A 26,812-nucleotide genomic window follows, 5' to 3' on the forward strand; every position below is an offset into this window, starting at 1 on the left:
TGCCTCCGTTAAAAATGGGGGGATTACCCATGGGCGAGCCCCTTCGCCTGGAAATCTCTTACCACCAGCGGGTCAAACTCGCGGATGCCCCGTTCGGTGCGCGCCCAATCCACGTCCATCCCCACACCCAGTTGTTGGGCGTAGTGTGCTGCCGTCAGCGGAGGTTGTGCCGCATAGACAGTGGCGCTGGCGAGCAGCAACAGAGAAGCAAGCGGCTTTAACACGGTGATCCTCAAGTAAATCATCAGGTGTGATTCACGTATTTAGCATGATTTCTGACGCCGGGTGTAGAGAGAAAGCGTAAAAATATTCGAGGCTCACCTCGATTATTTTACCTGCTCCTGCAGCCAGCTAATAAACGCCTCGATTTTCGGCCACTGCCGGCCAGGTAGCGTAGTGATGTAATAATGCTGATGGCATTTCAGCTCCATATCACCAAAGGGAGCGACCAGTTCTCCACTATCGAGGCGTTTTTGTACCAACCGCTTGCGCCCCATCGCCACGCCGATGTGGTTCATGGCGGCAATCACCGCTAAATCGGAACGATCGAAGCCAATGCCCGATGATGTCGGCAAATTCACTGCAAAATTCTGCGCCCAGCTGTGCCACTCATCGGTCCCTGAATCATTACTCCACGCCTGCCTGTCATGCAGCAACGTGCAGTGCGACAGGTTCACCCGCGCGTCGGTAAGATCATGGCGGCGGGCATAATCCGGGCTGCACACCGGCAAGATCGCTTCGTCCATCAGGAAATGATGCGTGAGCTGCGCAGAAGGCGCATCATCAAAATAGATGGCCAGGTCAATACCGGCACGCTGCATATTGACGTTGTCATTCCCGGTCAGCATGGTCAGTGAAATCGACGGATAGCGACGGGTAAAGTCGCCGAGCGCGGGAACCAGCCAGCACTGGGCGATGGAGGGCCGCGAGTAGACGGTAAGCGTCCCGGACAGCTCCTGGTTTTTGATATCGAGAATTTCCTGATTAAGCGTATCCAGAGAAGATTTCAGCGCCCAGAACACCCGCTTGCCTTCGTGCGTGAGTTCGACTTTGCGATGTGAACGGACAAACAGCTGGATGCCCAGTTCCTCTTCCAGTTGATTAATACGGTGACTGACGGCGCTGGGACTTAACGACAGTTCGTCTGCTGCCAGCGCAAACGACTGATGCCTGGCCGCCACTTCAAAGGTATAAAGCTTTGACAGTTGCCAGCCATTGAGCAGCCGATTTCTGACCTCGCGTACGGGATCCATACTCACCTCTTTCATCCTGAATCTTTCCCCGAAGTGTAAAAAAAACCGCTGTAAAAATCAGCGCAAAGATGAATCAGAGTGAACCATATCGCATTATTAGGCCATTATTAGAGGTAAATCACCCATTTGATTCAATCTGACTCATGTGAAAGAGGATTTTTATCGTTTGTCAGCGAGTGCCTTATTTTTGTCCAATAGACCCAGGCTATAAAGTCAGGTTAATCACAGGGCAAGGTGAGATATGCACTCTCAAATCTGGGTTGTGAGCACGTTGTTGATAAGCATCGTGTTGATCGTTTTGACCATCGTGAAGTTCAAATTCCACCCGTTTCTGGCGCTGCTGTTAGCCAGCTTCTTTGTGGGAACGATGATGGGTATGGGTCCACTGGATATGGTTAATGCCATTGAGAGTGGTATCGGCGGTACGCTGGGCTTCCTCGCCGCGGTTATCGGTCTGGGGACTATTCTCGGAAAAATGATGGAAGTGTCCGGCGCGGCAGAACGCATCGGCCTGACGCTACAGCGCTGCCGCTGGCTTTCCGCTGACGTCATAATGGTGCTGGTCGGTCTGATTTGCGGGATCACGCTGTTTGTTGAAGTCGGCGTGGTGCTGTTGATTCCGCTGGCGTTTTCTATCGCCAAAAAAACCAATACCTCGCTACTGAAGCTGGCGATCCCGTTGTGTACAGCACTGATGGCGGTGCACTGCGTCGTCCCACCACATCCGGCGGCCCTGTTCGTGGCGAACAAGTTGGGTGCCGATATTGGTACAGTGATCGTTTACGGTTTACTGGTGGGTCTGATGGCGTCGCTGATCGGCGGGCCGCTGTACCTGAAATTCCTCGGCAATCGTCTGCCGTTTAAACCGGTACCGGCTGAGTTTTCCGACCTGAAGGTACGCGACGAAAACACGCTGCCGTCGCTGGGTGCCACGCTGTTTACCGTGCTGCTGCCGATTGGCCTGATGCTGATGAAAACCGTCGCTGAACTGAATATGGCGAAAGGCAGCGCGGTGTATACGCTGCTGGAGTTTATCGGCAACCCGATCACCGCCATGTTTATCGCCGTGTTTGTGGCCTATTACATTCTCGGTCTGCGCCAGCATATCGGCATGGGCGCACTGTTGACCCATACTGAAAATGGCTTTGGATCCATTGCCAACATCCTGCTGATTATCGGTGCGGGCGGCGCGTTCAACGCCATTCTGAAGAGCAGCGGACTGGCGGATACGCTGGCGCTGATTCTTTCAAACATGCATATGCACCCGATTCTGCTGGCCTGGCTGGTGGCGCTGATCCTGCACGCTGCGGTGGGTTCTGCCACGGTGGCGATGATGGGCGCAACGGCGATTGTGGCACCCATGCTGCCGCTCTATCCCAACGTCAGCCCGGAGATCATTGCCATTGCCATCGGTTCCGGCGCGATTGGCTGCACAATCGTCACCGATTCCCTCTTCTGGCTGGTGAAGCAGTACTGCGGCGCTACCCTGAATGAGACGTTTAAATACTATACGACCGCGACATTTATCGCGTCGGTGATTGCACTCGCGTGCACATTCCTGCTTTCCTTTATCATCTAAGCGCAAAGAGACGTCCTATGGAAAACATGCAAAAACTCATCGCCCAGTATCCGTTAGTGGAGGATCTGGTCGCACTGAAAGAAACGACCTGGTTTAACCCGGGCACCACCTCTCTTGCGGAAGGTTTACCCTATGTTGGCCTGACGGAAGACGACGTTCAGGATGCTCACGCCCGTCTGGCGCGCTTTGCGCCGTACCTGGCAAAAGCTTTCCCGGAAACCGTGGCCACCGGCGGTATTATCGAATCTGAGCTGGCCGCTATTCCCGCCATGAAGAAACGGCTGGAAAAAGAGTTTGGCCAGAATATCAGTGGCGAAATTCTGTTGAAGAAGGACAGCCACCTGCCGATTTCCGGCTCGATTAAAGCCCGTGGCGGTATTTATGAAGTACTGACTCACGCCGAAAAACTGGCGCTGGAAGCCGGTCTGCTGACCACCGATGATGATTACAGCGTGCTGCTTTCACCTGAGTTCAAGCAGTTCTTCAGCCAGTACAGCATCGCGGTAGGCTCGACCGGTAACCTCGGGATGTCGATCGGTATCATGAGCGCCTGCATTGGCTTTAAGGTGACGGTGCATATGTCTGCTGACGCCCGCGCTTGGAAAAAAGCCAAACTGCGCAGCCACGGCGTGACGGTAGTGGAGTATGAAGAAGATTACGGCGTGGCGGTTGAACAGGGCCGCAAGGCGGCGGAGTCTGACCCGAACTGCTTCTTTATCGACGACGAAAATTCCCGCACGCTGTTCTTAGGCTATGCGGTTGCCGGGCAGCGTTTGAAGGCGCAGTTCACGCAGCAGGGCCGCGTGGTAGATGCCGACCATCCGTTGTTTGTTTATCTGCCATGCGGTGTCGGCGGCGGCCCTGGCGGCGTGGCATTTGGCCTGAAGTTGGCGTTCGGCGATAACGTACACTGCTTCTTTGCGGAGCCGACCCATTCACCATGCATGCTGCTCGGGGTTTACACCGGGCTGCACGATGACATCTCTGTACAGGAGATTGGCATTGATAATCTGACCGCAGCCGATGGCCTGGCGGTGGGTCGGGCTTCTGGTTTTGTGGGGCGTGCGATGGAGCGTCTACTCGACGGCTTGTACACCCTTGATGACCAGACCATGTACGACATGCTGGGCTGGCTGGCGCAGGAGGAAGGGATTCGCCTTGAGCCGTCGGCACTGGCGGGGATGGCCGGTCCGCAGCGCGTTTGCGCGTCAACTGATTATCAACAAATGCACGGTTTCAGTGCTGAGCAGCTTAATAACGCCACGCACCTGGTGTGGGCCACCGGCGGCGGCATGGTGCCGGAAGCCGAAATGGCACAGTACCTGGCGAAAGGGCGCTAAACGCCGTTGACCTTAACGCAGCATCGCCATCAGTTCCATCGGTGAGCGATGCTGCTTCAGCAGGTCGCGCATAACGCGCATATGCGGAGCCGTGTGGTCAAAGAAAGCTTGATAGCCTGCACACAGTCCACCCTTGCCGCTATCATCACAAAATGCAGGGCAATCGCCACGATAGAATTGCAACAGGGAACATGACTGACAGCGCGCGCTCATCTGTGAGATCGTCTGTCGATTGGTTTGTCCCGTTCGACCACACCACCGATTCAACGTTTCATCAAAAAGCGGAATAGATATTCGCGTAATATCCTCACGAACCCAGATATCAAATACCGTATTTAAAAAATGTCCCCAGTCTTCCGCTGTAACGGAACCCGCGGTCAGACACCCTTTTTCATCGCGTTCAACTAAGGGAACAAACTGCACCGAACGAACGCTTGATTTTTGTATATTGCGATATAAATCAATAGGTTGATTGCATTTCAGCCGATCTACCACCACCTTAATCATTCCCTCACTAACATCCATGTGCTCACACTCCGTCATACAAAATTCCCGAGATATACGATAAGTTGGCGAACGTGTGTTACAGCAAACAGTATTGCGAGAGATAACACCGCGAGGGAGATCATAAATTTGTCACGCACCGCGCGAGATTCAGAAAAATCACTATGCGTGACGTCCATCAGGTTACGGCTCCGGGTATAGCGCCAAAGAATTATCGCCACAATTGCCAGTACCCCAATTGACACCCAAAACAGAAAGCCGGCCTGATGCCAGTTATGTTTCAGCGCCAGCGCTATTAACGCGCCGTAACCCAGCAGGGTGCGAAACCAGGCCAGCGAGGTACGCTCAGGTTGCAGCCCCGGATCGGCAATACGTCGCGATTTACGGCTATCCGGCATACAGCACCAGGCCCATCACAATGACCGCAACAATCATCAAAATCAGACTGATTATCAACAGGCTATGCGTGTATGGCAGGTCCTCTTTCAGGCGCATGGCCTTTTCATTCCGCAACCAGCGCAGGTAGCCATAAATCGCCAGACCGCCGGCAAACAGGCACAGCAGCAGCGCCAGCAGTTCGCGAATGACCGGCGTGGCGAAATCCGGTGCCAGTTGATCAAGACCCACACCGGCGGCCAGAAACCCCAGCGCGGTGCGGATCCACGCCAAAAACGTACGCTCATTTGCCAGCGAGAAGCGGTAATCCGGCGCTTCTCCGAGGCGGGAAATCTTCATTATGGCTCCTTTTAACTATCGCGGTTCAGCCGTTTTTCCTGCCCACTTTCAGAATTTCAAACGCCAGATTGCTGATATTCTTCACGCTATCCAGCACCGGGAGGTCAAATGGACATCATATCGCAAAACAAATGTAGCTCATTAGGAATGCTTTTCGGCGCCATTGCCTTGATTTTTGGTATTTTTCATTTCTCTTTCGGTCCATTTTACGCCCCACAGGCTCGACTTGAGAACGTGGTGGCAGAGAAGGTTTCAGCCGTCAAAAAAGGTATTATTGCTGGGCTGAAGGGTGAGAAGCCGCTTGTTACTGACAAAGAAGAAACCATCAATATTGATAAGGTGCTGAATAACAGTAGTATCGCTCTTGCCGTCATTGCTCTGGTTTGTGCTTTTATCGGTGGCATGCGCAGAGAAAATCGTTGGGGTATCTATGGCGCCATTATCTTCGGCGGAGGAACACTAGTCTTTCATACCTTGCTCTTTGGCGTCGCGCTGATATTCACCATCATTCTGATTATAATGATATTTTCATTTCTCAGCGGCGGTTCGCCGATTTAATCGTTTTATCAAAATACAGTCACATTATTTGGCTAGAAATGATGCAATCAGAGTATCGCTGGAGGGTAATGGCGAATTGCGTCTTATCCGACCTACAGACCAGGCAGGCCGGATAAGTCAGTGTTAACCCATCCCCCAGAAGATCACCGCCAGCAGTTGGGGGGTGATAATGCGCAGGAACATCACCAGTGGGTAGACCGTGGCATAGGAAAGCGCCGCCGCACCGCTGGTAGCGTGCAGGTTGTTGGCAAAAGCCAATGCCGGTGGGTCAGTCATCGAACCGGCCAGCATTCCGCACAGCGTGAGGTAGTTCATTTTGGTGAGCAGCCGCGCCAGCAAACCAACGGTGATCAGCGGAACGGCGGTAATGAAAATACCGTAACCCACCCAGCTTAAGCCATCGCCCTGGGTTAATGTATCGACAAAATCACCACCCGATTTCAGGCCAACCACCGCGAGAAAGAGCACAATCCCCAGTTCGCGCAACGCCAGGTTAGCGCTCGGCGGCATAAACCAGTACAGCTTGCCGATGCTGCCAATACGCCCAAGTATCAGCGCCATAATCAGCGGCCCACCAGCCAGGCCCAGCTTTAACGCCACCGGGAAGCCAGGAATAAACAGCGGAATAGAACCCAGTAAAACCCCAAGTCCGATACCGATAAACACTGGCAGCATCTGTACCTGCTGCAGTTTTTGCTGCGCGTTGCCGACAACATTAGCGACGGCATCGATGGACGAGGGCCGCCCCACCAAATTGAGGATATCACCAAACTGCAGGCTGGCGTCGCTGCTGGCGACCAGCTCAACACCTGCGCGGTTCAGACGCGAGATAACAACGTCATAGCGTTCTTTGAAATGCAGATCGCGGATCCGTTTACCCAGCACCTGTTCGTTGGTCACCACCACACGCTCGACGCGCAAATCCGTGCCTCGCGTCGACAGCGAGGTATCAACTTCCTGACCGATCACTACCAGCGCGTTGTGCAGGTCATCGGGCTGCCCGACCAGGTGGAGCAGGTCGCCCATCTGGATAATGGTTCCCGGCGACGGCACCATCAGTGTCTCATCCCGCTTCAGACGCGAGCAGATAATTTTATCGCTGTTCAGAATGGGGACGTCCTGAATCGCCATATTATTCAGGTTCGGGTTTTCAACGCGGATGTTCATGGTCTGAATCAGCGCCTGACCGTTGGTCCGCGTTGATTCGTGCTGCTGTGCTTCTGCCTCGACGTTAACGCGGAAGATAAGGCGCATTAACCACATCGTGAGCAAGATACCGCAAATACCAAAAGGATAAGCCATGGCGTAGCTCATCCCCATCTGGTCCACGACATCCATGGGCGTACCCAGATCGCGCAGGATTTGCTGTCCAGCACCCAGCGCCGGAGTATTAGTGACGGCACCGGAGAATATGCCCAGCACCACGGGAAGAGGTATAGCAAAAATTTTATGCAGGAGAGCGGTAACCAGCCCCCCCATAATGACAATCAGCACGGCGAACAAATTCAGGCGCAGGCCCGAAACGCGCAGCGAAGCAAAGAAACCCGGCCCCACCTGGATACCGATGGTGTACACGAAGAGTATCAGGCCGAACTCCTGAATAAAATGCAGCATATCGCCGCTCAGGGTCATCCCTGCCTGATCGACAAAATGTCCGACGATAATACCGCCAAACAGCACGCCTCCGATGCCAAAACCCACACCCCGGACTTTAATGTTGCCGATCCATAACCCGACAACCGCCACCAATGCCAGAACGCTGACCGTCAATGCTATATCACTCATTCTTCTGTTCCCTGTGAATAACATCATTAAGTAGATGGATTCTGGCAGAGTACAGTCGCAATGTATGGGTGGTAAAGCACAAAAAAGCCCCGTCATTTCTGGCGGGGCAAAGGCAAGGAGCTAATTAGCTATTTAATGCGGGACGTTCGCTGATGGTGATCCGCTGCGGTGGGACCGTTTCAGGTTCGTTGCGAATTAAATCGATGTGCAGCAAACCATTGGTGAAGCTCGCGCCGGAGACTTCCATATTTTCAGCCAGGGTAAAGCTCAGGCTGAAGGATTGTGTCACCAGCCCCTGATGCAGCCACTTGGTCTCTTTTTCCGGCTGCTCAGGCGTACCTTTCACGGTCAGACGCGTACCTTCCAGCTGAATATCCAGATCTTCCTGACGGAAACCGGCTAACGCAAGCGTAATGCGATAGTGGTTATCGTCGCTCTTTTCGATGTTATAGGGTGGGAAGCTCTGGCTTTCGCCGGTGTTTTGCAGTGCATTGGCCAGTTTGTCAAAACCGATCCATTGACGCAGCAGCGGGGATAAATCGTAGTTACGCATATTCATTTCTCCTTCTAAGAAGCGAGTAAATACCTTTCAGCTCCCTGACGGCAAGCTGATTGCTTAGCAGGGCCGCCTGACGCGGCCCACTGAATTAGTTGATTTCGATACGGCGCGGTTTGTTCGCTTCCGGAATCACGCGCTCAAGCTCGATATACAGCAGACCATTCACCAGGTTTGCGCCACGAACATGAATGTTCTCCGCCAACTGGAACTTGCGTTCAAAGTTGCGCTCGGCAATACCCTGATACAGGTAAGTACGTTCTTTTTGCTCGTCTGCATGAGCGCCTTTCACCACCAGCAAATTGTCCTGGGCGGTAATTTCCAGCTCGCTTTCAGCAAAGCCCGCAACGGCAATCGCAATACGGTAATGGTTTTCGTCTACCAGCTCGACGTTATACGGAGGGTAGCCGCCATTACTCTGGCTCTGATTGCTTTCTAGCAGGTTAAAAAGACGATCAAAACCAATTGCAGAACGGTATAACGGGGATAAGTCAAAGTTACGCATAATCAATAGCTCCTGAAATCAGCGAGAATGTTAGACCTTCCATCATGGACAGGTCAGGTAGCCAGAACACCCATCAGGCGTGCCCTTCATTTGCCTACATCCTAAAAATGGGTCTTGATACAAACTTTTCAAGCGTATTCATCCGACTTTTTTTGCAGTTTGTTGTCTATTGCATACACTGGGGGAACAGTTGTTATCGTTAGAGTGCGATAGCCACCACAGTGCGACAGAATGGTGATGTTATTTTTCGCAACGGATCGCTATAACTCACCATGCAAACACCGATGTTTAACAGATGAAAAAATGATGATTAGAAAAATGTTGTTAACACTGATGATGTGCAGCGGAATGGTTGTTGTGAGCGGGTGCTCCAGCGTCATGTCGCACACCGGTGGCAAAGAGGGAACGTATCCTGGCACGCGTGCCAGCGCCACGATGATTAGCGAGAGCGATACCAACTGGGGAACCAAGTCACTGGCGATTCTTGATATGCCATTTACCGCCGTGCTGGATACGCTACTGCTCCCGTGGGATTTCTTCCGTACCGATAGCTCGGTAAGATCGCGCGTTGAAAGAAGCGAGGAAAGCACGCAAGCCATTAACGACGTGATCCCCCCGGCAACAATGCCAGCCCCTTAAGTTAACGCCCGGTTTCTGTCACCCATAGCTGGCGGAAACCCTCGACGTTCTCCATCCACGCAACCTGCTGCCCATCAGGCGAGAAAACGATCGCATCAGCAGACGGAGGGGCTTCGTGACTTTTCGTTAAAAAATCAATCTCTCCCGTCTGTGCATCACAGCAGGCAATTCTATTTTCCAGCACGAATCCCAACCATTGCCCCGACGGATGCCAGTTAAAGGCGGACTGAATATCACTCGAACAGTGAGTTAACTGGCGCGGTGCACCGCCCTGAGGTGAAATCAACCAGAGCTGCACCACGCCATGATCATCACGCATCAAAAACGCAATCTCTGATGCCAGGGGATGACTGCGCACCCAGTGACGCGGCTGATTCACCAGCCCTGGGAAAGCGCGGTCGTGAGTAAACGTCAGGCGGCGCTGAACCACGCCAGCCGGCGGGGCTGGCATTGTTGATTCGCTGCCTTCAAGCGGTGCATCGCCCGGTTGCTTCCAGCCACTTTCATCCTGCGGTAAGTCGACAATAAACAGTTCAGGTACTTTCTCACCATTGACTGACAACGTATCACCGATAAACGCCAGCGCGTGGTTCCCCACCCAGCCCTCTTCATAGGCACGGTTAATCTGATCGCTACCCGGCTGTGGCGCAAGCGTAGTCTGGCTTACCAGTACGCACCAGTGACTTCCGCTGTACTCGCGCGGATGCTGAACGGAAACCGTCACCGGACCGTACGGCGAAGCCACGCCAACGTTACGTAAATCCAGCGCCAGGGAACGCTCACGCAACACATGGTCGTTATAGGTGAAGCTGACAAACTCGCCGTTCGGGCTAAAAACATGTACATGGCTGCCGCCGCGCAGTGCGCCAGGGGTATACGGGACAGTAATATCCATCGCGTCCAGATTCGTCACATCACCCTGCCCGGCAATGACTCCGCGACGGTGATGATAGTCGTAATGCCATGTTTCATCAGGATTTTCAGGCCCGTGAATGAACACGTATTTTTCAGACTTCGGATGAACGGTCACCACGCCGACGTGTGCCTGCTGCGTCGCGCGATAAATCACTTCCACCTCGCCAGTGTGAATATTGACGCGTTCAATGGTCTCGCCGGTAAACGATGCGCCGGAGGGTCGCACATCAAAAACCAGCCACTGGCTGTCCGGGGTCCAGGTATTGATATTGGTCAGTTGGTGATGACGCGGCGTAAAGGTGACTTGCTTCATGGGATGCCCTGATACGAGACAATTTCAGCAATCATACTTCACAAGGACTTCACTTTCAGGCTTTAGCGTATGCTCATCTCACTTACTATGGGCACAAAGATGGAACATTTTGACGTAGCGATTATCGGTTTAGGCCCGGCAGGTGCGGCGCTGGCGCGGCAGTTGAGCGGAAAAATGCGCGTGATTGCTCTGGATAAAAAGCGCCAGTGTGGGACTGAAGGGTTCACCAAACCCTGCGGAGGTCTACTGGCTCCTGACGCCCAGCGTTCATTTATCCGCGACGGGATCACGCTCCCCGTTGATGTTATTGCCAATCCGCAGATATTCAGCGTTAAAACGGTCGATGTGGCCGCCTCTCTGACCCGAAACTACCAGCGTAGTTATATCAATATCGATCGCCATGCTTTTGATTTATGGATGAAATCACTCATCCCTGACGATGTGCAGGTTTATCATGACAGTCTGTGTCGTAAAGTCTGGCGCGAGGGCGATAAATGGCATGTGATATTCCGTGCAGACGGCTGGGAACAGCAGATTACGGCTCGCTATCTGATCGGTGCCGACGGGGCGAATTCGCTGGTGCGCCGTCATCTCTATCCACAACACCAGATCCGTAAATATGTTGCTATCCAACAGTGGTTTACGGAACAACACCCTGTCCCGTTCTACTCGTGTATTTTTGATAACGATGCTACGGACTGTTATTCCTGGAGTATCAGCAAAGACGGCTTTTTTATCTTCGGGGGTGCTTACCCAATGAAGGACGGTCAGGCACGTTTTGACATGCTGAAAACCAGGATGGAAGCGTTCCATTTCCAGTTTGGCAAACCGGTGAAAAGCGAAAAATGTACAGTCCTGTTCCCGTCACGCTGGAAGGATTTCGTCTGCGGCGAGGAGAACGCCTTTCTGATTGGTGAAGCCGCCGGATTTATTAGCGCCAGTTCACTGGAAGGTATTAGCTATGCGCTGGACAGCGCGGAAATCCTTAAATCCGTACTGTTGCAGGACGTGGTAGACAAAAATAAAGCCTATCGCAAAGCAACCCGCAAACTGCGTATCAAGCTGTATGGAAAAATCCTCAAGAGCCGGGCGCTAACGTCCGCATTTTCCCGTAAATGGATAATGCGCAGCGGCGTGGCGCATATTCCGCAGGCCGAATACCCTGAATCAAAAACGACAACGGATGAAAAAGACGTTGGGCAAATGCGGCAAGGCATTTGCCCATAGCGGACCTAATTCAGCGCAAATTTCTCAATGGCATACGCAACGCCGTCTTCAAGATTAGATTTGGTGACGAAGTTGGCGATTTCTTTTACCGAGGGAATTGCGTTATCCATGGCTACGCCCATACCGGCATATTCGATCATCGCGATGTCGTTTTCCTGATCGCCAATCGCCATAACCTCTTCGGCTTTAATGCCCAGCGCATCGGCCAGCGATTTCACACCGGTGCCTTTATTGACGCGTTTATCCAGGATTTCGAGGAAGTACGGCGCACTTTTCAGCACTGTATATTTCTCTTTCACCTCTGCCGGAATGCGTGAGATGGCTTTATCGAGGATTTCTGGTTCATCAATCATCATCACTTTCAGGAACTGAGTCGCCGGGTCCATCTTCTCGGCTTCGCAGAACACCAGCGGAATGGTCGCGATAAACGATTCATGCACCGTGTAGTAGCTGATATCTCGGTTAGCGGTATACAGCGTGTTGCGATCGAGGGCGTGGAAGTGTGAACCGACTTCCCGGGAGAGTTGTTCCAGGTAACGATAATCGTCATAGCTCAACGCCGTTTGGGCAACGGTGCTGCCATCCCCTGCTTTCTGCACCAGCGCCCCGTTGTAGGTAATGCAGTAGTCGCCGGGTTGTTCCATATGAAGTTCTTTCAAGTAGCTGTGGACGCCGGCATACGGACGGCCAGTGGTCAGCACCACGTTTATCCCGCGCGCGCGCGCCGCAGCAATTGCATTTTTGACTGCAGGTGAAATGGTGTGATCGGGCAGCAGAAGTGTGCCATCCATATCGATAGCAATAAGTTTGATAGCCATGAGTTCCCCGGATTAAATGAGTCCGTCCTCATGCTAACGCGATTCCGCTCAAAAAACAGCTACGAAAAGGGGGATAGGAAGGGGAACCGGGATCCCCCTTTTGACAATCGATGGTAGGCCGGATAAGGCCTAAGCCGCCATCCGGCAAAAACTGACGAACTGCCTGATGACGCTGCGCTTATCAGGCCTACAGGAGCAGGCCTGAGTTACACATTAGATATCGATATTTGCCGCTTTCAGGGCGTTCTCTTCGATAAACGCACGACGCGGTTCAACGGCGTCGCCCATCAGCGTAGTGAACAACTGGTCGGCAGCAATCGCGTCTTTCACCGTCACACGCAGCATACGACGGCTTTCCGGATCCATGGTGGTTTCCCACAGCTGATCCGGGTTCATTTCGCCCAGACCTTTATAACGCTGAATAGACAGACCACGGCGGGACTCTTTCACCAGCCAGTCCAGCGCCTGCTCGAAGCTGGTAACCGGCTGACGACGCTCACCACGTTCAATAAACGCATCGTCTTCGATCAGGCCACGCAGTTTCTCACCCAGCGTGCAGAGACGACGGTATTCACCTCCGGTCACAAACTCATGCTCCAGAGGATAGTCGGTATCGACCCCGTGGGTACGCACGCGGATAACCGGTTCAAACAGGTTCAGCTCGGCGTCTTTACGTACAAAGCTATTCCAGGTGCTACCGTGCATTTCGTTTTCATTCAGCACGTTCACCAGCTGGGAAACCCAGGCCGTGACTTTCTCTTCATCAGCCAAATCGGCTTCGGCCAGCGTCGGTTGATAAACCAGTTCTTTCAGCAACGAGCGCGGGAAGCGGCGCTCCATACGACCAATCATTTTCTGCGTGGCATTGTATTCAGATACCAGTTTTTCCAGCGCTTCACCCGCCAGCGCCGGAGCGTGGGCATTGGTGTGCAGCGTGGCGCCATCAAGAGCAATAGAGATCTGGTACTGATCCATCGCTTCATCGTCTTTGATGTACTGTTCCTGCTTGCCTTTCTTCACTTTGTACAGCGGTGGCTGTGCAATGTAGACGTGGCCGCGTTCAACAATTTCCGGCATCTGACGATAGAAGAAGGTCAACAGCAATGTACGAATGTGCGAGCCGTCGACGTCCGCATCGGTCATGATGATGATGCTGTGATAACGCAGTTTATCCGGGTTGTATTCGTCGCGACCGATACCGCAGCCGAGCGCGGTAATCAGCGTTGCCACTTCCTGAGAAGAGAGCATCTTGTCGAAGCGCGCCTTCTCCACGTTAAGGATTTTACCCTTCAGCGGCAGAATCGCCTGGTTCTTACGGTTACGTCCCTGCTTCGCAGAGCCGCCCGCTGAGTCCCCTTCCACCAGGTACAGTTCAGAGTGGGCCGGGTCGCGTTCCTGACAGTCCGCCAGTTTGCCCGGCAGGCCAGCTAAGTCCAGCGCCCCCTTACGACGGGTCATTTCACGTGCACGACGTGCTGCTTCACGGGCACGTGCCGCATCAATAATTTTACCGACGACGATTTTCGCGTCAGACGGGTTTTCCAGCAGGTATTCGCTCAGCAGTTCGTTCATCTGCTGTTCTACTGCGGTTTTCACCTCGGAGGAAACCAGCTTGTCTTTGGTCTGGGAGGAGAATTTCGGATCCGGTACTTTCACGGAAACGACAGCAATCAGGCCTTCACGGGCATCGTCACCGGTGGCGCTGACTTTCGCTTTTTTGCTGTAGCCTTCTTTGTCCATGTAGGCGTTCAGGGTACGGGTCATCGCCGCACGGAAGCCTGCAAGGTGAGTACCGCCATCACGCTGCGGAATGTTGTTGGTGAAGCAGTAGATGTTTTCCTGGAAACCATCGTTCCACTGCAGCGCAACTTCGACGCCAATACCGTCTTTTTCGGTGGAGAAGTAGAAGATATTCGGGTGGATCGGCGTTTTGTTTTTGTTGAGGTATTCAACAAACGCCTTGATGCCACCTTCGTAGTGGAAATGATCTTCTTTGCCGTCGCGCTTGTCGCGCAGGCGGATGGATACGCCGGAGTTCAGGAATGACAGCTCGCGCAGGCGTTTCGCCAGAATTTCATATTCAAACTCAACGACATTGGTAAAGGTTTCATGGCTTGGCCAGAAACGCACCTGGGTACCGGTCGCTTCAGTCTCGCCAGTCACGGCCAGTGGTGCCTGCGGTACGCCGTGCACGTAAGTTTGCTGATGCACTTTACCTTCGCGGCGAATCACCAGCTCCAGTTTCTGCGACAGGGCGTTAACCACGGAAACACCTACGCCGTGCAGACCGCCGGAGACTTTATAGGAGTTATCATCGAATTTACCGCCTGCGTGCAGGACGGTCATGATCACTTCGGCCGCCGAAACGCCCTCTTCCGGGTGGATACCGGTTGGGATACCACGACCATCATCGGTAACGGACACGGAGTTGTCAGCGTGGATTGTCACCACGATATCTTTACAGTGACCCGCGAGCGCTTCGTCGATAGCGTTATCTACCACCTCGAATACCATGTGGTGTAGACCGGTGCCGTCATCCGTGTCGCCGATATACATACCCGGGCGCTTACGCACCGCATCCAGTCCTTTCAGGACTTTGATACTGGAGGAGTCATAAGAATTCGACATCAACGTTTCTCGCTCATTTTATCTTGGGTTAATCCGTTATTTTACCCTTTTCCACGGTGAACATCTTCGAATTTTTGTCCGACATGTCCATAACGTGTTCAGCGCTAATTGCGCTGACAAAGACTTGAGATTGCGTGGCTTTTAAGCGGCTGGCTAGCAGTCCGCGACGCGCATCATCCAGTTCAGAGGCAAAATCATCTATCAGGTACAGGCAGCGCCGTCCGCTTTCGCGGGTCAGGAACTCCCCTTGCGCCAGACGTAAGGCGCACATCAGCAGTTTTAACTGCCCACGCGACAACGTATCTTCCACCGGTGCACCGTCGGCACGTATGCGGAAATCCGCTTTGTGCGGGCCGTGCGCGGTGTAGGTCAACATGCGATCGCGTTCAAAACTGCGTTCCAGCACCTCAGCGTAGTCGGTCTCTTTCTCCCAGCCACGCTGGAAAGAGAAAGAGAGTGAAAACTCGGGAAGAAACTGCTGGCAGGTATCCGCCATATCCTGCGCGATACCGGCGCTGTACTCCGCGCGCCAGGTGCTGATTTGTTCCGCCAGCGGGATCAACTCTCGATCCCACGGGCGCAGTTGCTCATAACGACTCACCTGGCGCAGCGCCGCATTGCGCTGCTTTAGCAATCGCTTAAGGTTGCTCCAGGCGGTAAAGAATCCGGCTTCATTGTGAAAGCATCCCCAGTCAAGGAATGCTCTTCTGTATTTGGGGCCGCCATTGAGTAAAGTAAACCCCTCAGGCGTTATCAGCTGCATCGGCATCAGGTGCGCCAGTTCGGCAACCTTATGACCGTCAGTTCCGTCAATGCGCACTTTGCTGTCACCCAGCTTGTCTTTGGTCAGGCCAATCGAGGTTTCACGCTCGGCGCCCTGCAAACGCCCGTGGAGTACAAACGACTCCTGCTCGTGGCGAATGACGCGGCCAATCTGCACACTGCGAAACGCCCGACCGTGACCGAGCGTATAAATAGCTTCCAGCACGCTGGTTTTACCGCTGCCGTTAGCGCCGACCAGGAAGTTAAAGCCGGGAGATAAAGTGAGATCCGCATTTTCAATATTGCGGAAATCTTTAATCAGGAGTCGGGATAGCGACATATCAACTCGTCATCATTCAAGGGGCGTGGGTGCCGCAGCCAGTTCGTCTACCGCCAGCGCGCAGAAAGCGGAGCGTACACGAAGTACGTGAGCATTTCGAGCACTGCCGGAAGGCGAAATGGCAAGTAAACCAGCCCCTTTGCAGATTCTACAATCTCATAGGCATGACGACGTAGGCTGCGGATTGTGACGCTGCATCTTCAATCTGTACGCTCGATACGGAATCGGTCAGCATAATACGGACGTTTTCGCACTTCAGCGCGTTCAATACGTCCAGCACATAGCTAACATTGAAGCCGATTTCCATTTCAGTCCCAGGATAGGTGACATCGAGGATCTCTTCCGCTTCTTCCTGCTCTGGGTTGTTGGCCGTAATTTTGAGCTGGTTTTCGCTGACGTACAGACGCACACCGCGGAATTTCTCATTGGAGAGTATGGCCGCACGGGCAAACGCCTGCTTAAGGATATCGCAGCCCGCCTCCAGATGTTTGTCTGGATTCTTCGGCAGTACGCGACGGTAATCCGGGAAACGTCCATCTACCAGCTTGGAGGTAAAGATGAAATCGCCAACATGCGCACGGATGTTGTTGCTGCCAATCTGCACGCGCAGCGGGTTGTCGCCGCCGTCGAGCATACGCATCAGTTCAATCACGCCTTTACGCGGCACGATCACCGAATGACTGGGCAGCGATTGACCCACCGGCATAGAGCACACCGCTAGGCGGTGACCGTCGGTCGCCACGGTACGCAGTTCTTCACCTTCGGTTTCAAACAGCATGCCGTTTAAGTAATAGCGCACATCCTGATGAGCCATCGAAAACTGCGTGGCTTCAATCAGACGCTTCATCGTCGCCTGCGGCAGCGTGAATTCAACTTCACTCTGCCAGTCATCCAGATTCGGGAAGTCGGCGGCAGGCAGTGTGGACAGCGAGAAACGGCTGCGGCCAGAACGCACCAGCATGCGGTCACCTTCCAACTGGACAGCAATTTCCGCACCTTCCGGCAGACCACGACAAATGTCGAAGAATTTACGCGCCGGGACGGTGGTCGCACCGGGTTCATGCGGCTGGATCAGCGCAACGCGTGCCACCATCTCCATCTCGAGATCGGTACCGGTCAGAGAAAGCGTTCCATCCGCAACCTGTAGTAACAGGTTTCCGAGGATCGGCAGCGTAGGACGACCACCCAGCGGGCCGCTGACCTGCTGAAGCGGTTTTAATAAATGTTCACGTTCAACGGTAAATTTCATAGCGTCACGAAGATAATGTTCTGATTAAATTGGAGAAATCTTCTTTAATATCATGGCTTTCTTCACGCAACTGTTCAATCTTGCGACAGGCATGAAGCACGGTAGTATGGTCACGCCCACCAAAGGCGTCGCCAATTTCCGGCAAACTGTGGTTGGTAAGCTCTTTTGCCAGCGCCATCGCCATCTGACGCGGACGCGCTACCGAGCGAGATCGACGCTTAGAAAGCAGATCCGCAATTTTGATTTTGTAATACTCAGCCACCGTCTTTTGAATATTGTCGATGGTGACCAGTTTTTCCTGTAATGCCAGCAGGTCGCGCAGCGCCTCACGCACAAAATCGATAGTAATCGCCCGGCCAGTAAAGTTGGCGTTAGCAATCACGCGGTTCAGTGCGCCTTCCAGTTCACGCACGTTAGAGCGTAAACGCTTGGCAATAAAGAACGCCACCTCGCCTGGCAGACGAATATCGTTTTCGTCAGCTTTTTTCATCAGGATCGCAACGCGCGTTTCCAGTTCAGGTGGTTCGATCGCGACGGTCAGTCCCCAGCCAAAGCGGGATTTCAGACGATCTTCAACACCATTGATCTCCTTCGGATAGCGATCCGACGTCAGGATGATCTGCTGATTACCTTCCAGCAGGGCATTGAAGGTGTGGAAAAACTCTTCCTGGGATCGTTCTTTATTAGCAAAGAATTGAATATCGTCAATCAGCAACGCATCAACCGAACGGTAGTAGCGTTTAAACTCTTCGATCGCATTGTTTTGTAGGGCTTTAACCATGTCCTGTACAAAACGCTCGGAGTGCATATACACCACTTTTGCATTCGGCTTGCGCGCCATAATCCCGTTACCCACAGCATGCAACAGGTGGGTTTTACCCAGACCGGTGCCGCCATAAAGGAATAGAGGATTGTAGGCGCCGCCAGGATTGTCCGCCACCTGACGAGCCGCCGCGCGCGCCAGTTGGTTAGATTTACCTTCAACGAAGTTATCAAACGTGTGTTTGACGTTGACGTTAGAGCGATAGGTTGGTTCTGCCGGGGCCGGGACGTTATCCCAACCCGAACGTGCTGCAGGTGCAGCTCGTTGCGGCTGAACTTGTTGCGCTACATACGCAGGTGCGACAACGTGATTAACCGGCGTCTTCAGCGTTTGCGTGACGGGTTTGGTACCGACTTCAAAGCGTAGCTGTGGGGCATCTGCTCCGCAGAAGTTATTCAGCAATCCATTAATATTATTAAGGTATTTGTCCCTTACCCAATCGAGCACAAAACGGTTTGGCGCATACAAAGCCAGCGTGTTATCGCTCAGTTCCGCCTGCAACGGGCGTATCCACATACTGAATTCTGTGGCTGGTAACTCATCCTGCAATCGGGCAAGACACTGCTGCCAAAGCGAAAGTGACACGGCGGACTCCACTCGAACAAAAGTCGATAAATGACAAAGGCTGAAACATTCATGATTGTTGGCGCACGTCGAAAAGACCCTGCGTAAGGGTGACGTGCGAACCGCTGTCTGCGGTTATATGCCTGATCAGGATCCATTGAAACGATCAGGACCGCGGATCATAGCCTAAACTGAGCGAGAGATCTTCTGTTTCTCACAGATTCTTCCCGATTTATCCACAGGATGATCCAGAATCGGCTAAGTGTAAACGATCCTGGAGAAGTGCTGCAGGTTTTCGCGCGCATATTGAAAAAATTAATGAGTAAAGATGCTTTACTGCGAAAACGATCTAATAAAGATCCCGTGCGATCCTTGCGCTTTATCCACCAGCCCGTATAATTCTTACCCCCAGCGAGTAAAGGTTGCCTCACGGCGTCAACGCTGCCTGTTTTTTACGCGAAACCATGCGGAAAAAAGCGGGAATTAAGGAAAGAGAATTGACTCCGGAGTGTACAATTATTACAATCCGGCCTCTTTAATCACCCACACTGTGGCGTAAGTCGTTCGAAGTTCGTTCGGGTATACGCAAAAGTCAGTGAATTTATTCAAGTTTAGGTAGAAATCGCCATGAAACGCACTTTTCAACCGTCTGTACTGAAGCGCAACCGTTCTCACGGCTTCCGTGCTCGTATGGCTAATAAAAATGGTCGTCAGGTTTTGGCACGTCGTCGTGCTAAAGGCCGTTCTCGTCTGACCGTTTCTAAGTAATAAAAGCTAGCCCCTGAGTGGTTAAGCTCGCATTTCCCAGGGAGTTACGTTTGTTAACTCCCACTCATTTCACATTCGTCTTCCAGCAGCCACAACGGGCTGGCACGCCGCAAATCACCATTCTCGGCCGCCAAAATTCGCTGGGGCATCCCCGCATCGGTCTAACGGTCGCCAAGAAAAATGTTAAACGTGCGCATGAACGCAACAGGATTAAACGCCTGACGCGTGAAAGCTTCCGTTTACGTCAGCACGAACTTCCAGCAATGGATTTCGTAGTGGTGGCTAAAAAAGGGGTTGCCGACCTCGATAACCGTGCTCTCTCGGAAGCGTTGGAAAAATTATGGCGTCGCCATTGTCGCCTGGCTCGCGGGTCCTGATAGCCCTCATTCGGGTCTATCAACGCCTGATCAGTCCGCTGCTTGGGCCGCATTGCCGTTTCACTCCAACCTGTTCGAGCTACGGAATTGAGGCATTGCGCAGGTTTGGAGTGATAAAAGGCAGTTGGTTGACGGTGAAACGCGTATTAAAATGCCACCCTTTACACCCTGGTGGTGACGATCCCGTCCCACCCGGACCATTTGATACCAGAGAACACTAACGATGGATTCGCAACGCAATCTTTTAGTCATCGCTTTGCTGTTCGTGTCTTTCATGATCTGGCAAGCCTGGGAGCAGGATAAAAATCCGCAACCTCAAGCTCAACAGACCACGCAGACAACGACCACCGCAGCGGGTAGCGCCGCCGACCAGGGCGTACCGGCCAGTGGCCAGGGGAAACTGATTACGGTTAAGACTGACGTGCTTGATCTGACCATCAACACCCGTGGTGGTGATGTGGAACAGGCTTCACTGCCAGCTTACCCGAAAGAACTCGGTTCTACCGAACCGTTCCAGTTACTGGATACCACGCCACAGTTCATCTATCAGGCACAGAGTGGCCTGACAGGTCGTGACGGCCCAGATAACCCGGCTAACGGCCCGCGTCCGCTGTACAACGTCGACAAAGACGCTTTTGTACTGGCTGACGGTCAAAATGAACTGCAGATCCCGATGACCTATACAGACGCCGCTGGCAACACGTTTACCAAAACGTTTGTTCTCAAGCGCGGTGAGTATGCGGTAAGCGTTAACTACAGCGTGCAGAACGCCAGCGAGAAGCCGCTGGAAATCTCCACCTTTGGTCAGCTGAAGCAATCCATCAATCTGCCCTCTCATCTCGACACTGGTAGCAGCAACTTTGCGCTGCATACCTTCCGTGGCGCGGCTTACTCCACGCCTGATGAGAAGTATGAGAAATACAAGTTCGACACCATTGCTGAAAACGAAAACCTGAACGTCAACGCTAAAGACGGCTGGGTCGCAATGCTGCAGCAGTATTTCGCCACGGCATGGGTTCCGCGTAACGACGGCACCAATAACTTCTATACCGCAAATCTGGGTAACGGCATTGCCGCTATCGGCTATAAATCTCAGCCGGTACTGGTTCAACCGGGCCAGACAAGCGCGATGACCAGCACCCTGTGGGTTGGCCCGGAAATTCAGGATAAAATGGCGGCCGTTGCACCGCACCTGGATCTGACCGTCGACTACGGTTGGTTGTGGTTCATCTCTCAGCCGCTGTTCAAACTGCTGAAGTGGATCCATAGCTTCCTGGGTAACTGGGGCTTCTCTATCATCGTTATCACCTTTATCGTTCGTGGCATCATGTACCCGCTGACTAAAGCGCAGTACACCTCCATGGCGAAGATGCGTATGCTGCAGCCGAAGATTCAGGCAATGCGTGAGCGTCTGGGCGATGACAAACAGCGTCAGAGCCAGGAAATGATGGCCCTGTACAAAGCTGAGAAGGTTAACCCTCTGGGCGGCTGCTTCCCGCTGATCATCCAGATGCCAATCTTCCTGGCACTGTACTACATGCTGATGGGCTCCATTGAACTGCGCCATGCGCCGTTCGCACTGTGGATCCATGACCTGTCTGCACAGGACCCGTACTACATCCTGCCGATCCTGATGGGCGTAACGATGTTCTTCATTCAGAAGATGTCGCCGACCACCGTGACCGACCCGATGCAGCAGAAGATCATGACCTTTATGCCGGTCATCTTCACCGTGTTCTTCCTGTGGTTCCCGTCAGGTCTGGTGCTGTACTATATCGTCAGCAACCTGGTAACCATTATTCAGCAGCAGCTGATTTACCGTGGTCTGGAGAAGCGTGGCCTGCATAGCCGCGAGAAAAAGAATTCCTGATTCGGTTGTAGGCCGGATAAGGCGAAGCCGCCATCCGGCAAACGGAACATAAATTAAAGGGCGGTCGATTGACCGCCTTTTTTATTATTGGTATTTAAGAGACATATCATGAGCCATAACGACACCATCGTCGCTCAGGCCACCCCACCGGGACGTGGTGGTGTGGGTATTCTGCGCATCTCCGGCCTGAAAGCCCGCGAGGTTGCAGAATCCGTACTGGGCAAACTGCCAAAACCACGTTATGCCGACTACCTGCCGTTTAAAGATGCCGATGGTAGCACGCTGGATCAGGGCATTGCCCTGTGGTTCCCCGGTCCAAACTCCTTTACAGGTGAAGACGTTTTAGAATTGCAGGGCCACGGCGGCCCGGTCATTCTCGACCTGCTGTTAAAACGTATTCTGACTATTCCCGGCCTGCGTATTGCCAGACCCGGTGAGTTCTCGGAGCGCGCGTTCCTGAACGATAAACTCGATTTAGCCCAGGCAGAAGCCATTGCCGACCTGATCGATGCCAGTTCAGAACAAGCCGCACGTTCCGCGCTGAACTCCTTGCAGGGTGCGTTCTCCGCCCGCGTAAATCACCTTGTGGAAGCACTCACTCACCTGCGCATCTACGTGGAAGCGGCGATTGATTTTCCGGATGAGGAAATAGACTTCCTCTCTGACGGTAAAATTGAAGGCCTGCTTAATAACGTCATCGCCGATCTCGATGCCGTACGGGCCGAAGCGCGTCAGGGTAGCCTGCTGCGTGAAGGGATGAAGGTGGTGATCGCCGGACGTCCTAACGCCGGGAAATCAAGCCTGCTGAACGCCTTAGCGGGCCGTGAGGCGGCGATTGTCACCGACATTGCTGGCACCACCCGCGACGTGCTGCGCGAACATATTCATATCGACGGCATGCCGCTGCATATCATCGACACCGCCGGTCTGCGTGATGCCAGTGACGAAGTTGAACGCATTGGTATCGAACGCGCCTGGCAGGAAATCGAACAGGCCGACCGCGTGCTGTTTATGGTGGATGGCACCACCACCGATGCCGTCGACCCGGCCGATATCTGGCCTGATTTTATCGCACGTTTGCCGACGAAGTTACCCATCACCGTGGTACGCAACAAAGCGGATATCACCGGAGAAACGCTGGGCCTTAGCGAAGTAAATGGCCACTCACTGGTTCGCCTCTCCGCGCGTACCGGTGAAGGCGTGGACGTGCTACGCAACCACCTCAAGCAGAGCATGGGTTTCGAAACCAATATGGAAGGCGGTTTCCTGGCGCGCCGTCGTCACCTGCAGGCACTGGCAGAAGCGGCAGAGCATCTCGAGCAGGGCAAAGCTCAGCTGTTGGGCGCCAGGGCCGGAGAATTGCTGGCAGAAGAGCTACGCCTCGCGCAGCAGAATCTCAGTGAGATCACCGGGGAGTTTACCTCCGACGATCTGCTGGGACGGATTTTCTCCAGCTTCTGTATCGGTAAGTAACGTTATGTTGCCCGGTGGCGCGATGCTTATCGTGCCTACAGGACCCGTAGGCACGATAAGGCAAAGTCGCCATTCGGACAACAGTGATTTCCTCACAGGAAATCACTGTTGTCCGAATGGCAACTCGTGCTACTGATGCTCTCCCCGTATTCTTAGCGCCACATTCCTCATGAGGTCGCTATGACACGCTTTTTAATCTGCAGTTTTGCTCTGGTTCTGCTTTATCCTGCCGGTATTGATATGTATCTGGTGGGGTTACCGCGTATTGCCGCCGATCTTAACGCCAGCGAAGCACAGCTGCATATCGCATTTTCGGTGTATCTGGCCGGAATGGCCGCGGCGATGCTGTTCGCCGGTAAGATTGCCGACCAGTCGGGTCGTAAACCGGTCGCGATTGTCGGCGCCCTGATCTTTATTTTTGCTTCCGCCCTGTGTTCATTCGCCGAGAGCGGTACGCCGTTCCTGGTGGGCCGTTTTATTCAGGGAATTGGCGCAGGCTGCTGTTATGTAGTGGCCTTTGCGATTTTGCGCGATACGCTCGACGATCGCCGCCGGGCGAAGGTGCTGTCTCTGTTGAACGGTATCACCTGTATCGTGCCGGTTCTGGCCCCGGTAATGGGGCATCTAATTATGCTCAAATACCCGTGGCAGAGCCTGTTCTACACGATGATTGGTATGGGCGTGGCAGTTTGCCTGCTGTCGGTGTTTATCCTGCGAGAATCGCGCCCAGCGACGCTCTCAAGGTCTGCGGGTGTTGAGCAGCGCACCGAATCGCTGGTAAACCGCTTTTTCCTCAGCCGACTGGCGATTACCACGCTCAGCGTGTCGGTGATCCTTACCTTCGTCAACACCTCGCCGGTGCTACTGATGGAGGTAATGGGTTTTGACCGCGGTGAATACGCCACGACCATGGCGATGACCGCAGGGGTCAGTATGGCGGTCTCTTTCTCCACGCCGTTCGCCCTGAGCCTGTTTAAGCCCCGTACCCTGATGCTGGCCTCGCAGGTGCTGTTCCTGAGCGCAGGCGTGGTATTAACCCTTGCCAGCTCGCATGCAGTTACACTGTTTGGCCTGACGTTAATCTGTGCCGGATTCTCGGTCGGTTTCGGCGTTGCCATGAGCCAGGCGCTGGGACCGTTCTCGCTGCGAGCGGGCGTCGCCAGCTCAACGCTAGGCATCGCCCAGGTTTGTGGCTCATCACTGTGGATTTGGCTGGCGGCTGTCCTCGGACTTGACGCGTTGAATATGCTGATCGGGATTCTGATTGGCTGTAGCATAGTGAGCATCATGCTGATTATCACTGTTGCTCCTAACCGGTCCGCGCCTACTCATGAAGAAATCCCTCAGCAGTCTCGATCTTAATTTACTGCTCTGCCTGCAGCTCCTGATGCAGGAGCGCAGCGTCACCAAAACCGCCAAACGGATGAACGTCACGCCGTCGGCAGTCAGTAAATCGTTGGCGAAGCTGAGATCCTGGTTTGACGATCCGCTGTTTGTAAACACCCCGCTGGGGCTGACGCCGACGCCGTTGATGGTCAGTATGGAACAGAACCTGGCGGAGTGGATGCAGATGGGCAATCAGTTGCTCGATAAGCCGCATCACGAAGCACCGCGCGGGTTGAAGTTTGATCTGGTGGCCGAGACGCCGCTGGTGATGATCATGTTCAACGCGCTCTCGCAGCAGATTTATCAACGCTATCCGCAAGCGTCCATCAAAGTGCGCAACTGGGATTACGATTCGCTGGACGCCATTATTCGCGGTGAGGTGGATATCGGCTTTACCGGGCGCGAAAGCCACCCGCGCTCACGCGAGTTGCTGAGCCTGCTGCCGTTATCTATCGACCATGAAGTGCTGTTTTCCGATCTCCCCTGCGTCTGGCTGCGCGAAGATCATCCGGCGTTACGAGAAGAGTGGAACCTGGAGACCTTCCTGCGCTATCCGCATATCAGCATCAGTTGGGAACAAAGCGATACCTGGGCGCTGGACGATGTGCTGCAGGAGATGGGACGCAAACGCACTATCGCCCTGAGCCTACCGGGGTTTGAGCAGTCTCTGTTTATGGCCGCCCAACCGGATCACGCGTTGATAGCCACTGCCCCAGTCTACTGTCAGCGTTATAATCAACTCCACCAGCTTCCACTGGTGGCACGCCCGCTGCCCTTTGATACCGCACAGCTGGAAAAAATGCGCGTACCGTTCACCCTGCTCTGGCATAAACGTAACAGCCACAATCCAAAGATCGTCTGGCTGAAAGACACGATCAAGACGCTCTATCGTGATATGTCCTGACACTGCGCGCCCAAATTGTTGCTAAATTAACCATGATAGTGTCAGAAATGTAAATGTCGCGTAATGTATCCCGTTTTCGCCTGATTTTTAGGCAGCAAAGCCTGCCTGGACGCCGTGTAAATGTTACTCTGGTAATAATCACGGACCATTAATCACGGAGCGAAAAATGGCGACACATTTTGCCAGAGGGATTCTTACGGAGGGACACCTGATTTCAGTTCGCCTCCCTTCTCCATGTCATATCGAAGCAAACAGCCTCCCAACTCACCGCCGAACACGCTTTCTGGCCTCCAGAAGCCTCCTCGCTGAACTGATGTTTATGCTTTACGGCACCAGCTCGCTGCCCGAAATCGTGCAACATGCCAAAGGCAAACCGGTCTTTCGCGATAAAAATCTGCCCGGATTTTCCATTTCCTACGCCGGAAATATCGTCGGCGTTGCGCTGACGACAGAAGGCAGCTGCGGCCTGGATATGGAACTTCAGCGAGCAATCCGTGGGTTTAACTATCCACATTCGACGGACACCAGGCGCTTTTCCAGCAACGAAAACCTGTGGATCAACAACCAAAGCGATCCGAATGAAGCACGCGCACAGCTCATTACCCTACGCCAGAGCGTACTCAAACTTACCGGTGATATGAGCAATGACGATCCGCGCGAACTCCAGTTGTTACCCGGCGCCGGACGCCTGAAATGCGCCCATACGGCGCAGATCGAAGCCATTTGCGATGCGGAAGATGTGCTGGTGTGGTCGGTCGCGGTGACGCCAGCCATTGAAAAACTCAAGGTTTGGGAGTTTGATGGTAAGCAGGATTGGAAAAGTTTGCCCGATATCCAGACTCGCGCCAATGCGCCAACGGGCCGCCTGATCCGCTTCTCTCAATTATCCGCAGCGAAGAGCTACACGCTTAACTGATTTAACCTTCATGATGAAACAGGAG

Annotated in this window: 26 protein-coding genes, 1 pseudogene and 1 other annotated feature; of the genes and pseudogenes, 13 read left to right on the forward strand and 14 right to left on the reverse strand. The window is 53.5% G+C overall.

Going from position 1 to position 26,812, the window contains the following annotated elements:
- Window positions 1-29 precede the first annotated feature (29 nt).
- Window positions 30-245, reverse strand: a pseudogene (locus FDW88_RS18000) (hypothetical protein); the annotation flags it as partial.
- Window positions 246-326: 81 nt separating this feature from the next.
- The gene (dsdC, locus tag FDW88_RS18005) at window positions 327-1,253 is read right to left on the reverse strand and encodes a DNA-binding transcriptional regulator DsdC (protein ID WP_137363097.1); all 927 of its coding nucleotides are present in this window, start codon (window positions 1,251-1,253) and stop codon (window positions 327-329) included.
- 241 nt (window positions 1,254-1,494) lie between these two features.
- Between dsdC and dsdX the strand changes: the two genes are divergently transcribed.
- Together dsdX and dsdA are read left to right on the forward strand one after the other, a co-directional pair.
- Window positions 1,495-2,832, forward strand: coding sequence for a D-serine transporter DsdX (gene dsdX / locus FDW88_RS18010; RefSeq protein ID WP_096759009.1), 1,338 nt, complete (start codon window positions 1,495-1,497; stop codon window positions 2,830-2,832).
- Window positions 2,833-2,849: 17 nt separating this feature from the next.
- On the forward strand, window positions 2,850-4,172 hold the full coding sequence (dsdA, locus tag FDW88_RS18015) for a D-serine ammonia-lyase (RefSeq protein ID WP_137363088.1): 1,323 nt from the start codon (window positions 2,850-2,852) through the stop codon (window positions 4,170-4,172).
- Window positions 4,173-4,184: 12 nt separating this feature from the next.
- Here the strand turns inward: dsdA and FDW88_RS18020 are convergent, their stop codons facing one another.
- Genes FDW88_RS18020 through FDW88_RS18030 form a run of 3 tightly spaced genes read right to left on the reverse strand, consistent with a single transcriptional unit; the run spans window position 4,185 to window position 5,411 of the window.
- Window positions 4,185-4,715, reverse strand: coding sequence for a radical SAM protein (locus FDW88_RS18020; protein ID WP_137363089.1), 531 nt, complete (start codon window positions 4,713-4,715; stop codon window positions 4,185-4,187).
- The gene (locus tag FDW88_RS18025) at window positions 4,712-5,074 is read right to left on the reverse strand and encodes a DUF202 domain-containing protein (RefSeq protein WP_115257118.1); all 363 of its coding nucleotides are present in this window, start codon (window positions 5,072-5,074) and stop codon (window positions 4,712-4,714) included. The genes FDW88_RS18020 and FDW88_RS18025 overlap by 4 nt, the downstream gene beginning before the upstream one ends.
- Window positions 5,064-5,411, reverse strand: coding sequence for a YidH family protein (locus tag FDW88_RS18030; RefSeq protein WP_096759005.1), 348 nt, complete (start codon window positions 5,409-5,411; stop codon window positions 5,064-5,066). Before FDW88_RS18030 ends, FDW88_RS18025 begins: the two co-directional genes overlap by 11 nt.
- A gap of 108 nt (window positions 5,412-5,519) precedes the next feature.
- Between FDW88_RS18030 and FDW88_RS18035 the strand changes: the two genes are divergently transcribed.
- Entirely contained in the window at window positions 5,520-5,969 is a 450-nt protein-coding gene (locus tag FDW88_RS18035; RefSeq protein ID WP_135911181.1) for a hypothetical protein, read from the forward strand.
- A gap of 123 nt (window positions 5,970-6,092) precedes the next feature.
- Here the strand turns inward: FDW88_RS18035 and FDW88_RS18040 are convergent, their stop codons facing one another.
- The 3 genes from FDW88_RS18040 to ibpA all read right to left on the reverse strand — a co-directional run bounded on the left by FDW88_RS18040 (window position 6,093) and on the right by ibpA (window position 8,815).
- Window positions 6,093-7,754, reverse strand: a complete 1,662-nt coding sequence (locus tag FDW88_RS18040) for a putative transporter (RefSeq protein ID WP_135911180.1) — start codon at window positions 7,752-7,754, stop codon at window positions 6,093-6,095.
- Between the two features lie 124 nt (window positions 7,755-7,878).
- Window positions 7,879-8,307 (reverse strand): small heat shock chaperone IbpB, encoded by a 429-nt coding sequence (gene ibpB / locus FDW88_RS18045; RefSeq protein WP_096759003.1) that lies wholly within the window; start codon window positions 8,305-8,307, stop codon window positions 7,879-7,881.
- A 94-nt stretch (window positions 8,308-8,401) separates the two neighbouring features.
- Window positions 8,402-8,815: a small heat shock chaperone IbpA gene (gene ibpA / locus FDW88_RS18050; protein ID WP_045448945.1), complete on the reverse strand. Its 414-nt coding sequence runs from the start codon at window positions 8,813-8,815 to the stop codon at window positions 8,402-8,404.
- Window positions 8,809-8,881 (reverse strand) — a sequence feature (ROSE (Repression Of Heat Shock gene Expression) occurs in the 5'-region of heat shock genes and acts as an RNA thermometer to modulate expression.). It overlaps the preceding gene by 7 nt.
- Window positions 8,882-9,121: 240 nt before the next feature.
- On the opposite strand from ibpA, the gene FDW88_RS18055 reads away from it, so the two are divergent.
- Entirely contained in the window at window positions 9,122-9,454 is a 333-nt protein-coding gene (locus FDW88_RS18055; protein WP_096759493.1) for a YceK/YidQ family lipoprotein, read from the forward strand.
- A 1-nt stretch (window position 9,455) separates the two neighbouring features.
- Here the strand turns inward: FDW88_RS18055 and FDW88_RS18060 are convergent, their stop codons facing one another.
- Window positions 9,456-10,682, reverse strand: a complete 1,227-nt coding sequence (locus FDW88_RS18060; protein ID WP_137363090.1) for a DUF3748 domain-containing protein — start codon at window positions 10,680-10,682, stop codon at window positions 9,456-9,458.
- 99 nt (window positions 10,683-10,781) lie between these two features.
- Between FDW88_RS18060 and cbrA the strand changes: the two genes are divergently transcribed.
- Entirely contained in the window at window positions 10,782-11,909 is a 1,128-nt protein-coding gene (gene cbrA / locus FDW88_RS18065; RefSeq protein WP_115257114.1) for a colicin M resistance lipid reductase CbrA, read from the forward strand.
- A 5-nt stretch (window positions 11,910-11,914) separates the two neighbouring features.
- Here cbrA and yidA read toward each other — a convergent pair whose 3' ends face one another.
- The 5 genes from yidA to dnaA form a co-directional block, all read right to left on the reverse strand.
- Complete coding sequence (gene yidA, locus FDW88_RS18070; protein WP_115257113.1) at window positions 11,915-12,727, reverse strand: sugar-phosphatase; 813 nt, start codon at window positions 12,725-12,727, stop codon at window positions 11,915-11,917.
- A 213-nt stretch (window positions 12,728-12,940) separates the two neighbouring features.
- A complete protein-coding gene (gene gyrB, locus FDW88_RS18075) occupies window positions 12,941-15,355 on the reverse strand; it encodes a DNA topoisomerase (ATP-hydrolyzing) subunit B (protein WP_115257112.1) in 2,415 nt (804 codons plus the stop codon).
- 28 nt (window positions 15,356-15,383) lie between these two features.
- Window positions 15,384-16,457 carry a DNA replication/repair protein RecF gene (gene recF / locus FDW88_RS18080; protein WP_096758998.1) on the reverse strand — a complete coding sequence of 358 codons (1,074 nt, stop codon included), beginning with the start codon at window positions 16,455-16,457 and terminating at the stop codon, window positions 15,384-15,386.
- Window positions 16,458-16,605: 148 nt separating this feature from the next.
- Window positions 16,606-17,706 carry a DNA polymerase III subunit beta gene (gene dnaN, locus FDW88_RS18085; protein ID WP_096758997.1) on the reverse strand — a complete coding sequence of 367 codons (1,101 nt, stop codon included), beginning with the start codon at window positions 17,704-17,706 and terminating at the stop codon, window positions 16,606-16,608.
- 4 nt (window positions 17,707-17,710) lie between these two features.
- Window positions 17,711-19,114 (reverse strand): chromosomal replication initiator protein DnaA, encoded by a 1,404-nt coding sequence (gene dnaA / locus FDW88_RS18090; RefSeq protein ID WP_096758996.1) that lies wholly within the window; start codon window positions 19,112-19,114, stop codon window positions 17,711-17,713.
- A 606-nt stretch (window positions 19,115-19,720) separates the two neighbouring features.
- Between dnaA and rpmH the strand changes: the two genes are divergently transcribed.
- From rpmH to FDW88_RS18130, 8 genes are all read left to right on the forward strand, one after another.
- Complete coding sequence (rpmH, locus tag FDW88_RS18095) at window positions 19,721-19,861, forward strand: 50S ribosomal protein L34 (RefSeq protein WP_003023858.1); 141 nt, start codon at window positions 19,721-19,723, stop codon at window positions 19,859-19,861.
- Between the two features lie 17 nt (window positions 19,862-19,878).
- Window positions 19,879-20,238: a ribonuclease P protein component gene (gene rnpA / locus FDW88_RS18100; protein ID WP_096758995.1), complete on the forward strand. Its 360-nt coding sequence runs from the start codon at window positions 19,879-19,881 to the stop codon at window positions 20,236-20,238.
- Window positions 20,202-20,459 carry a membrane protein insertion efficiency factor YidD gene (yidD, locus tag FDW88_RS18105; protein ID WP_003023846.1) on the forward strand — a complete coding sequence of 86 codons (258 nt, stop codon included), beginning with the start codon at window positions 20,202-20,204 and terminating at the stop codon, window positions 20,457-20,459. The genes rnpA and yidD overlap by 37 nt, the downstream gene beginning before the upstream one ends.
- A 2-nt stretch (window positions 20,460-20,461) precedes the next feature.
- Window positions 20,462-22,108 carry a membrane protein insertase YidC gene (gene yidC / locus FDW88_RS18110; RefSeq protein ID WP_115259883.1) on the forward strand — a complete coding sequence of 549 codons (1,647 nt, stop codon included), beginning with the start codon at window positions 20,462-20,464 and terminating at the stop codon, window positions 22,106-22,108.
- Between the two features lie 108 nt (window positions 22,109-22,216).
- On the forward strand, window positions 22,217-23,581 hold the full coding sequence (gene mnmE / locus FDW88_RS18115) for a tRNA uridine-5-carboxymethylaminomethyl(34) synthesis GTPase MnmE (RefSeq protein WP_096758993.1): 1,365 nt from the start codon (window positions 22,217-22,219) through the stop codon (window positions 23,579-23,581).
- A gap of 180 nt (window positions 23,582-23,761) precedes the next feature.
- Complete coding sequence (locus FDW88_RS18120; RefSeq protein WP_117342604.1) at window positions 23,762-24,943, forward strand: MFS transporter; 1,182 nt, start codon at window positions 23,762-23,764, stop codon at window positions 24,941-24,943.
- Entirely contained in the window at window positions 24,912-25,871 is a 960-nt protein-coding gene (gene yidZ / locus FDW88_RS18125) for an HTH-type transcriptional regulator YidZ (RefSeq protein WP_117342605.1), read from the forward strand. Before FDW88_RS18120 ends, yidZ begins: the two co-directional genes overlap by 32 nt.
- A gap of 166 nt (window positions 25,872-26,037) precedes the next feature.
- Window positions 26,038-26,787 (forward strand): 4'-phosphopantetheinyl transferase superfamily protein, encoded by a 750-nt coding sequence (locus FDW88_RS18130; protein ID WP_115259880.1) that lies wholly within the window; start codon window positions 26,038-26,040, stop codon window positions 26,785-26,787.
- The last annotated feature ends 25 nt before the right edge of the window (window positions 26,788-26,812 follow it).

Source organism: Citrobacter sp. wls829, assembly GCF_005280825.1.
In the GTDB taxonomy this organism is placed as follows: Bacteria; Pseudomonadota; Gammaproteobacteria; order Enterobacterales; family Enterobacteriaceae; genus Citrobacter; species Citrobacter gillenii.

Coding starts and splice junctions, on each gene's coding strand:
- dnaN (WP_096758997.1), bottom strand. CDS start 17,706: ATGAAATTTACCGTTGAACGTGAACATTTATTAAAACCGCTTCAGCAG.
- ibpA (WP_045448945.1), bottom strand. CDS start 8,815: ATGCGTAACTTTGACTTATCCCCGTTATACCGTTCTGCAATTGGTTTT.
- mnmE (WP_096758993.1), top strand. CDS start 22,217: ATGAGCCATAACGACACCATCGTCGCTCAGGCCACCCCACCGGGACGT.
- FDW88_RS18025 (WP_115257118.1), bottom strand. CDS start 5,074: ATGCCGGATAGCCGTAAATCGCGACGTATTGCCGATCCGGGGCTGCAA.
- yidC (WP_115259883.1), top strand. CDS start 20,462: ATGGATTCGCAACGCAATCTTTTAGTCATCGCTTTGCTGTTCGTGTCT.
- dsdC (WP_137363097.1), bottom strand. CDS start 1,253: ATGGATCCCGTACGCGAGGTCAGAAATCGGCTGCTCAATGGCTGGCAA.
- FDW88_RS18130 (WP_115259880.1), top strand. CDS start 26,038: ATGGCGACACATTTTGCCAGAGGGATTCTTACGGAGGGACACCTGATT.
- cbrA (WP_115257114.1), top strand. CDS start 10,782: ATGGAACATTTTGACGTAGCGATTATCGGTTTAGGCCCGGCAGGTGCG.
- recF (WP_096758998.1), bottom strand. CDS start 16,457: ATGTCGCTATCCCGACTCCTGATTAAAGATTTCCGCAATATTGAAAAT.
- FDW88_RS18060 (WP_137363090.1), bottom strand. CDS start 10,682: ATGAAGCAAGTCACCTTTACGCCGCGTCATCACCAACTGACCAATATC.
- FDW88_RS18055 (WP_096759493.1), top strand. CDS start 9,122: ATGATTAGAAAAATGTTGTTAACACTGATGATGTGCAGCGGAATGGTT.
- FDW88_RS18020 (WP_137363089.1), bottom strand. CDS start 4,715: ATGACGGAGTGTGAGCACATGGATGTTAGTGAGGGAATGATTAAGGTG.
- yidZ (WP_117342605.1), top strand. CDS start 24,912: ATGAAGAAATCCCTCAGCAGTCTCGATCTTAATTTACTGCTCTGCCTG.
- dsdX (WP_096759009.1), top strand. CDS start 1,495: ATGCACTCTCAAATCTGGGTTGTGAGCACGTTGTTGATAAGCATCGTG.
- FDW88_RS18035 (WP_135911181.1), top strand. CDS start 5,520: ATGGACATCATATCGCAAAACAAATGTAGCTCATTAGGAATGCTTTTC.
- yidD (WP_003023846.1), top strand. CDS start 20,202: ATGGCGTCGCCATTGTCGCCTGGCTCGCGGGTCCTGATAGCCCTCATT.
- ibpB (WP_096759003.1), bottom strand. CDS start 8,307: ATGCGTAACTACGATTTATCCCCGCTGCTGCGTCAATGGATCGGTTTT.
- rpmH (WP_003023858.1), top strand. CDS start 19,721: ATGAAACGCACTTTTCAACCGTCTGTACTGAAGCGCAACCGTTCTCAC.
- gyrB (WP_115257112.1), bottom strand. CDS start 15,355: ATGTCGAATTCTTATGACTCCTCCAGTATCAAAGTCCTGAAAGGACTG.
- dsdA (WP_137363088.1), top strand. CDS start 2,850: ATGGAAAACATGCAAAAACTCATCGCCCAGTATCCGTTAGTGGAGGAT.
- FDW88_RS18030 (WP_096759005.1), bottom strand. CDS start 5,411: ATGAAGATTTCCCGCCTCGGAGAAGCGCCGGATTACCGCTTCTCGCTG.
- FDW88_RS18040 (WP_135911180.1), bottom strand. CDS start 7,754: ATGAGTGATATAGCATTGACGGTCAGCGTTCTGGCATTGGTGGCGGTT.
- FDW88_RS18120 (WP_117342604.1), top strand. CDS start 23,762: ATGACACGCTTTTTAATCTGCAGTTTTGCTCTGGTTCTGCTTTATCCT.
- yidA (WP_115257113.1), bottom strand. CDS start 12,727: ATGGCTATCAAACTTATTGCTATCGATATGGATGGCACACTTCTGCTG.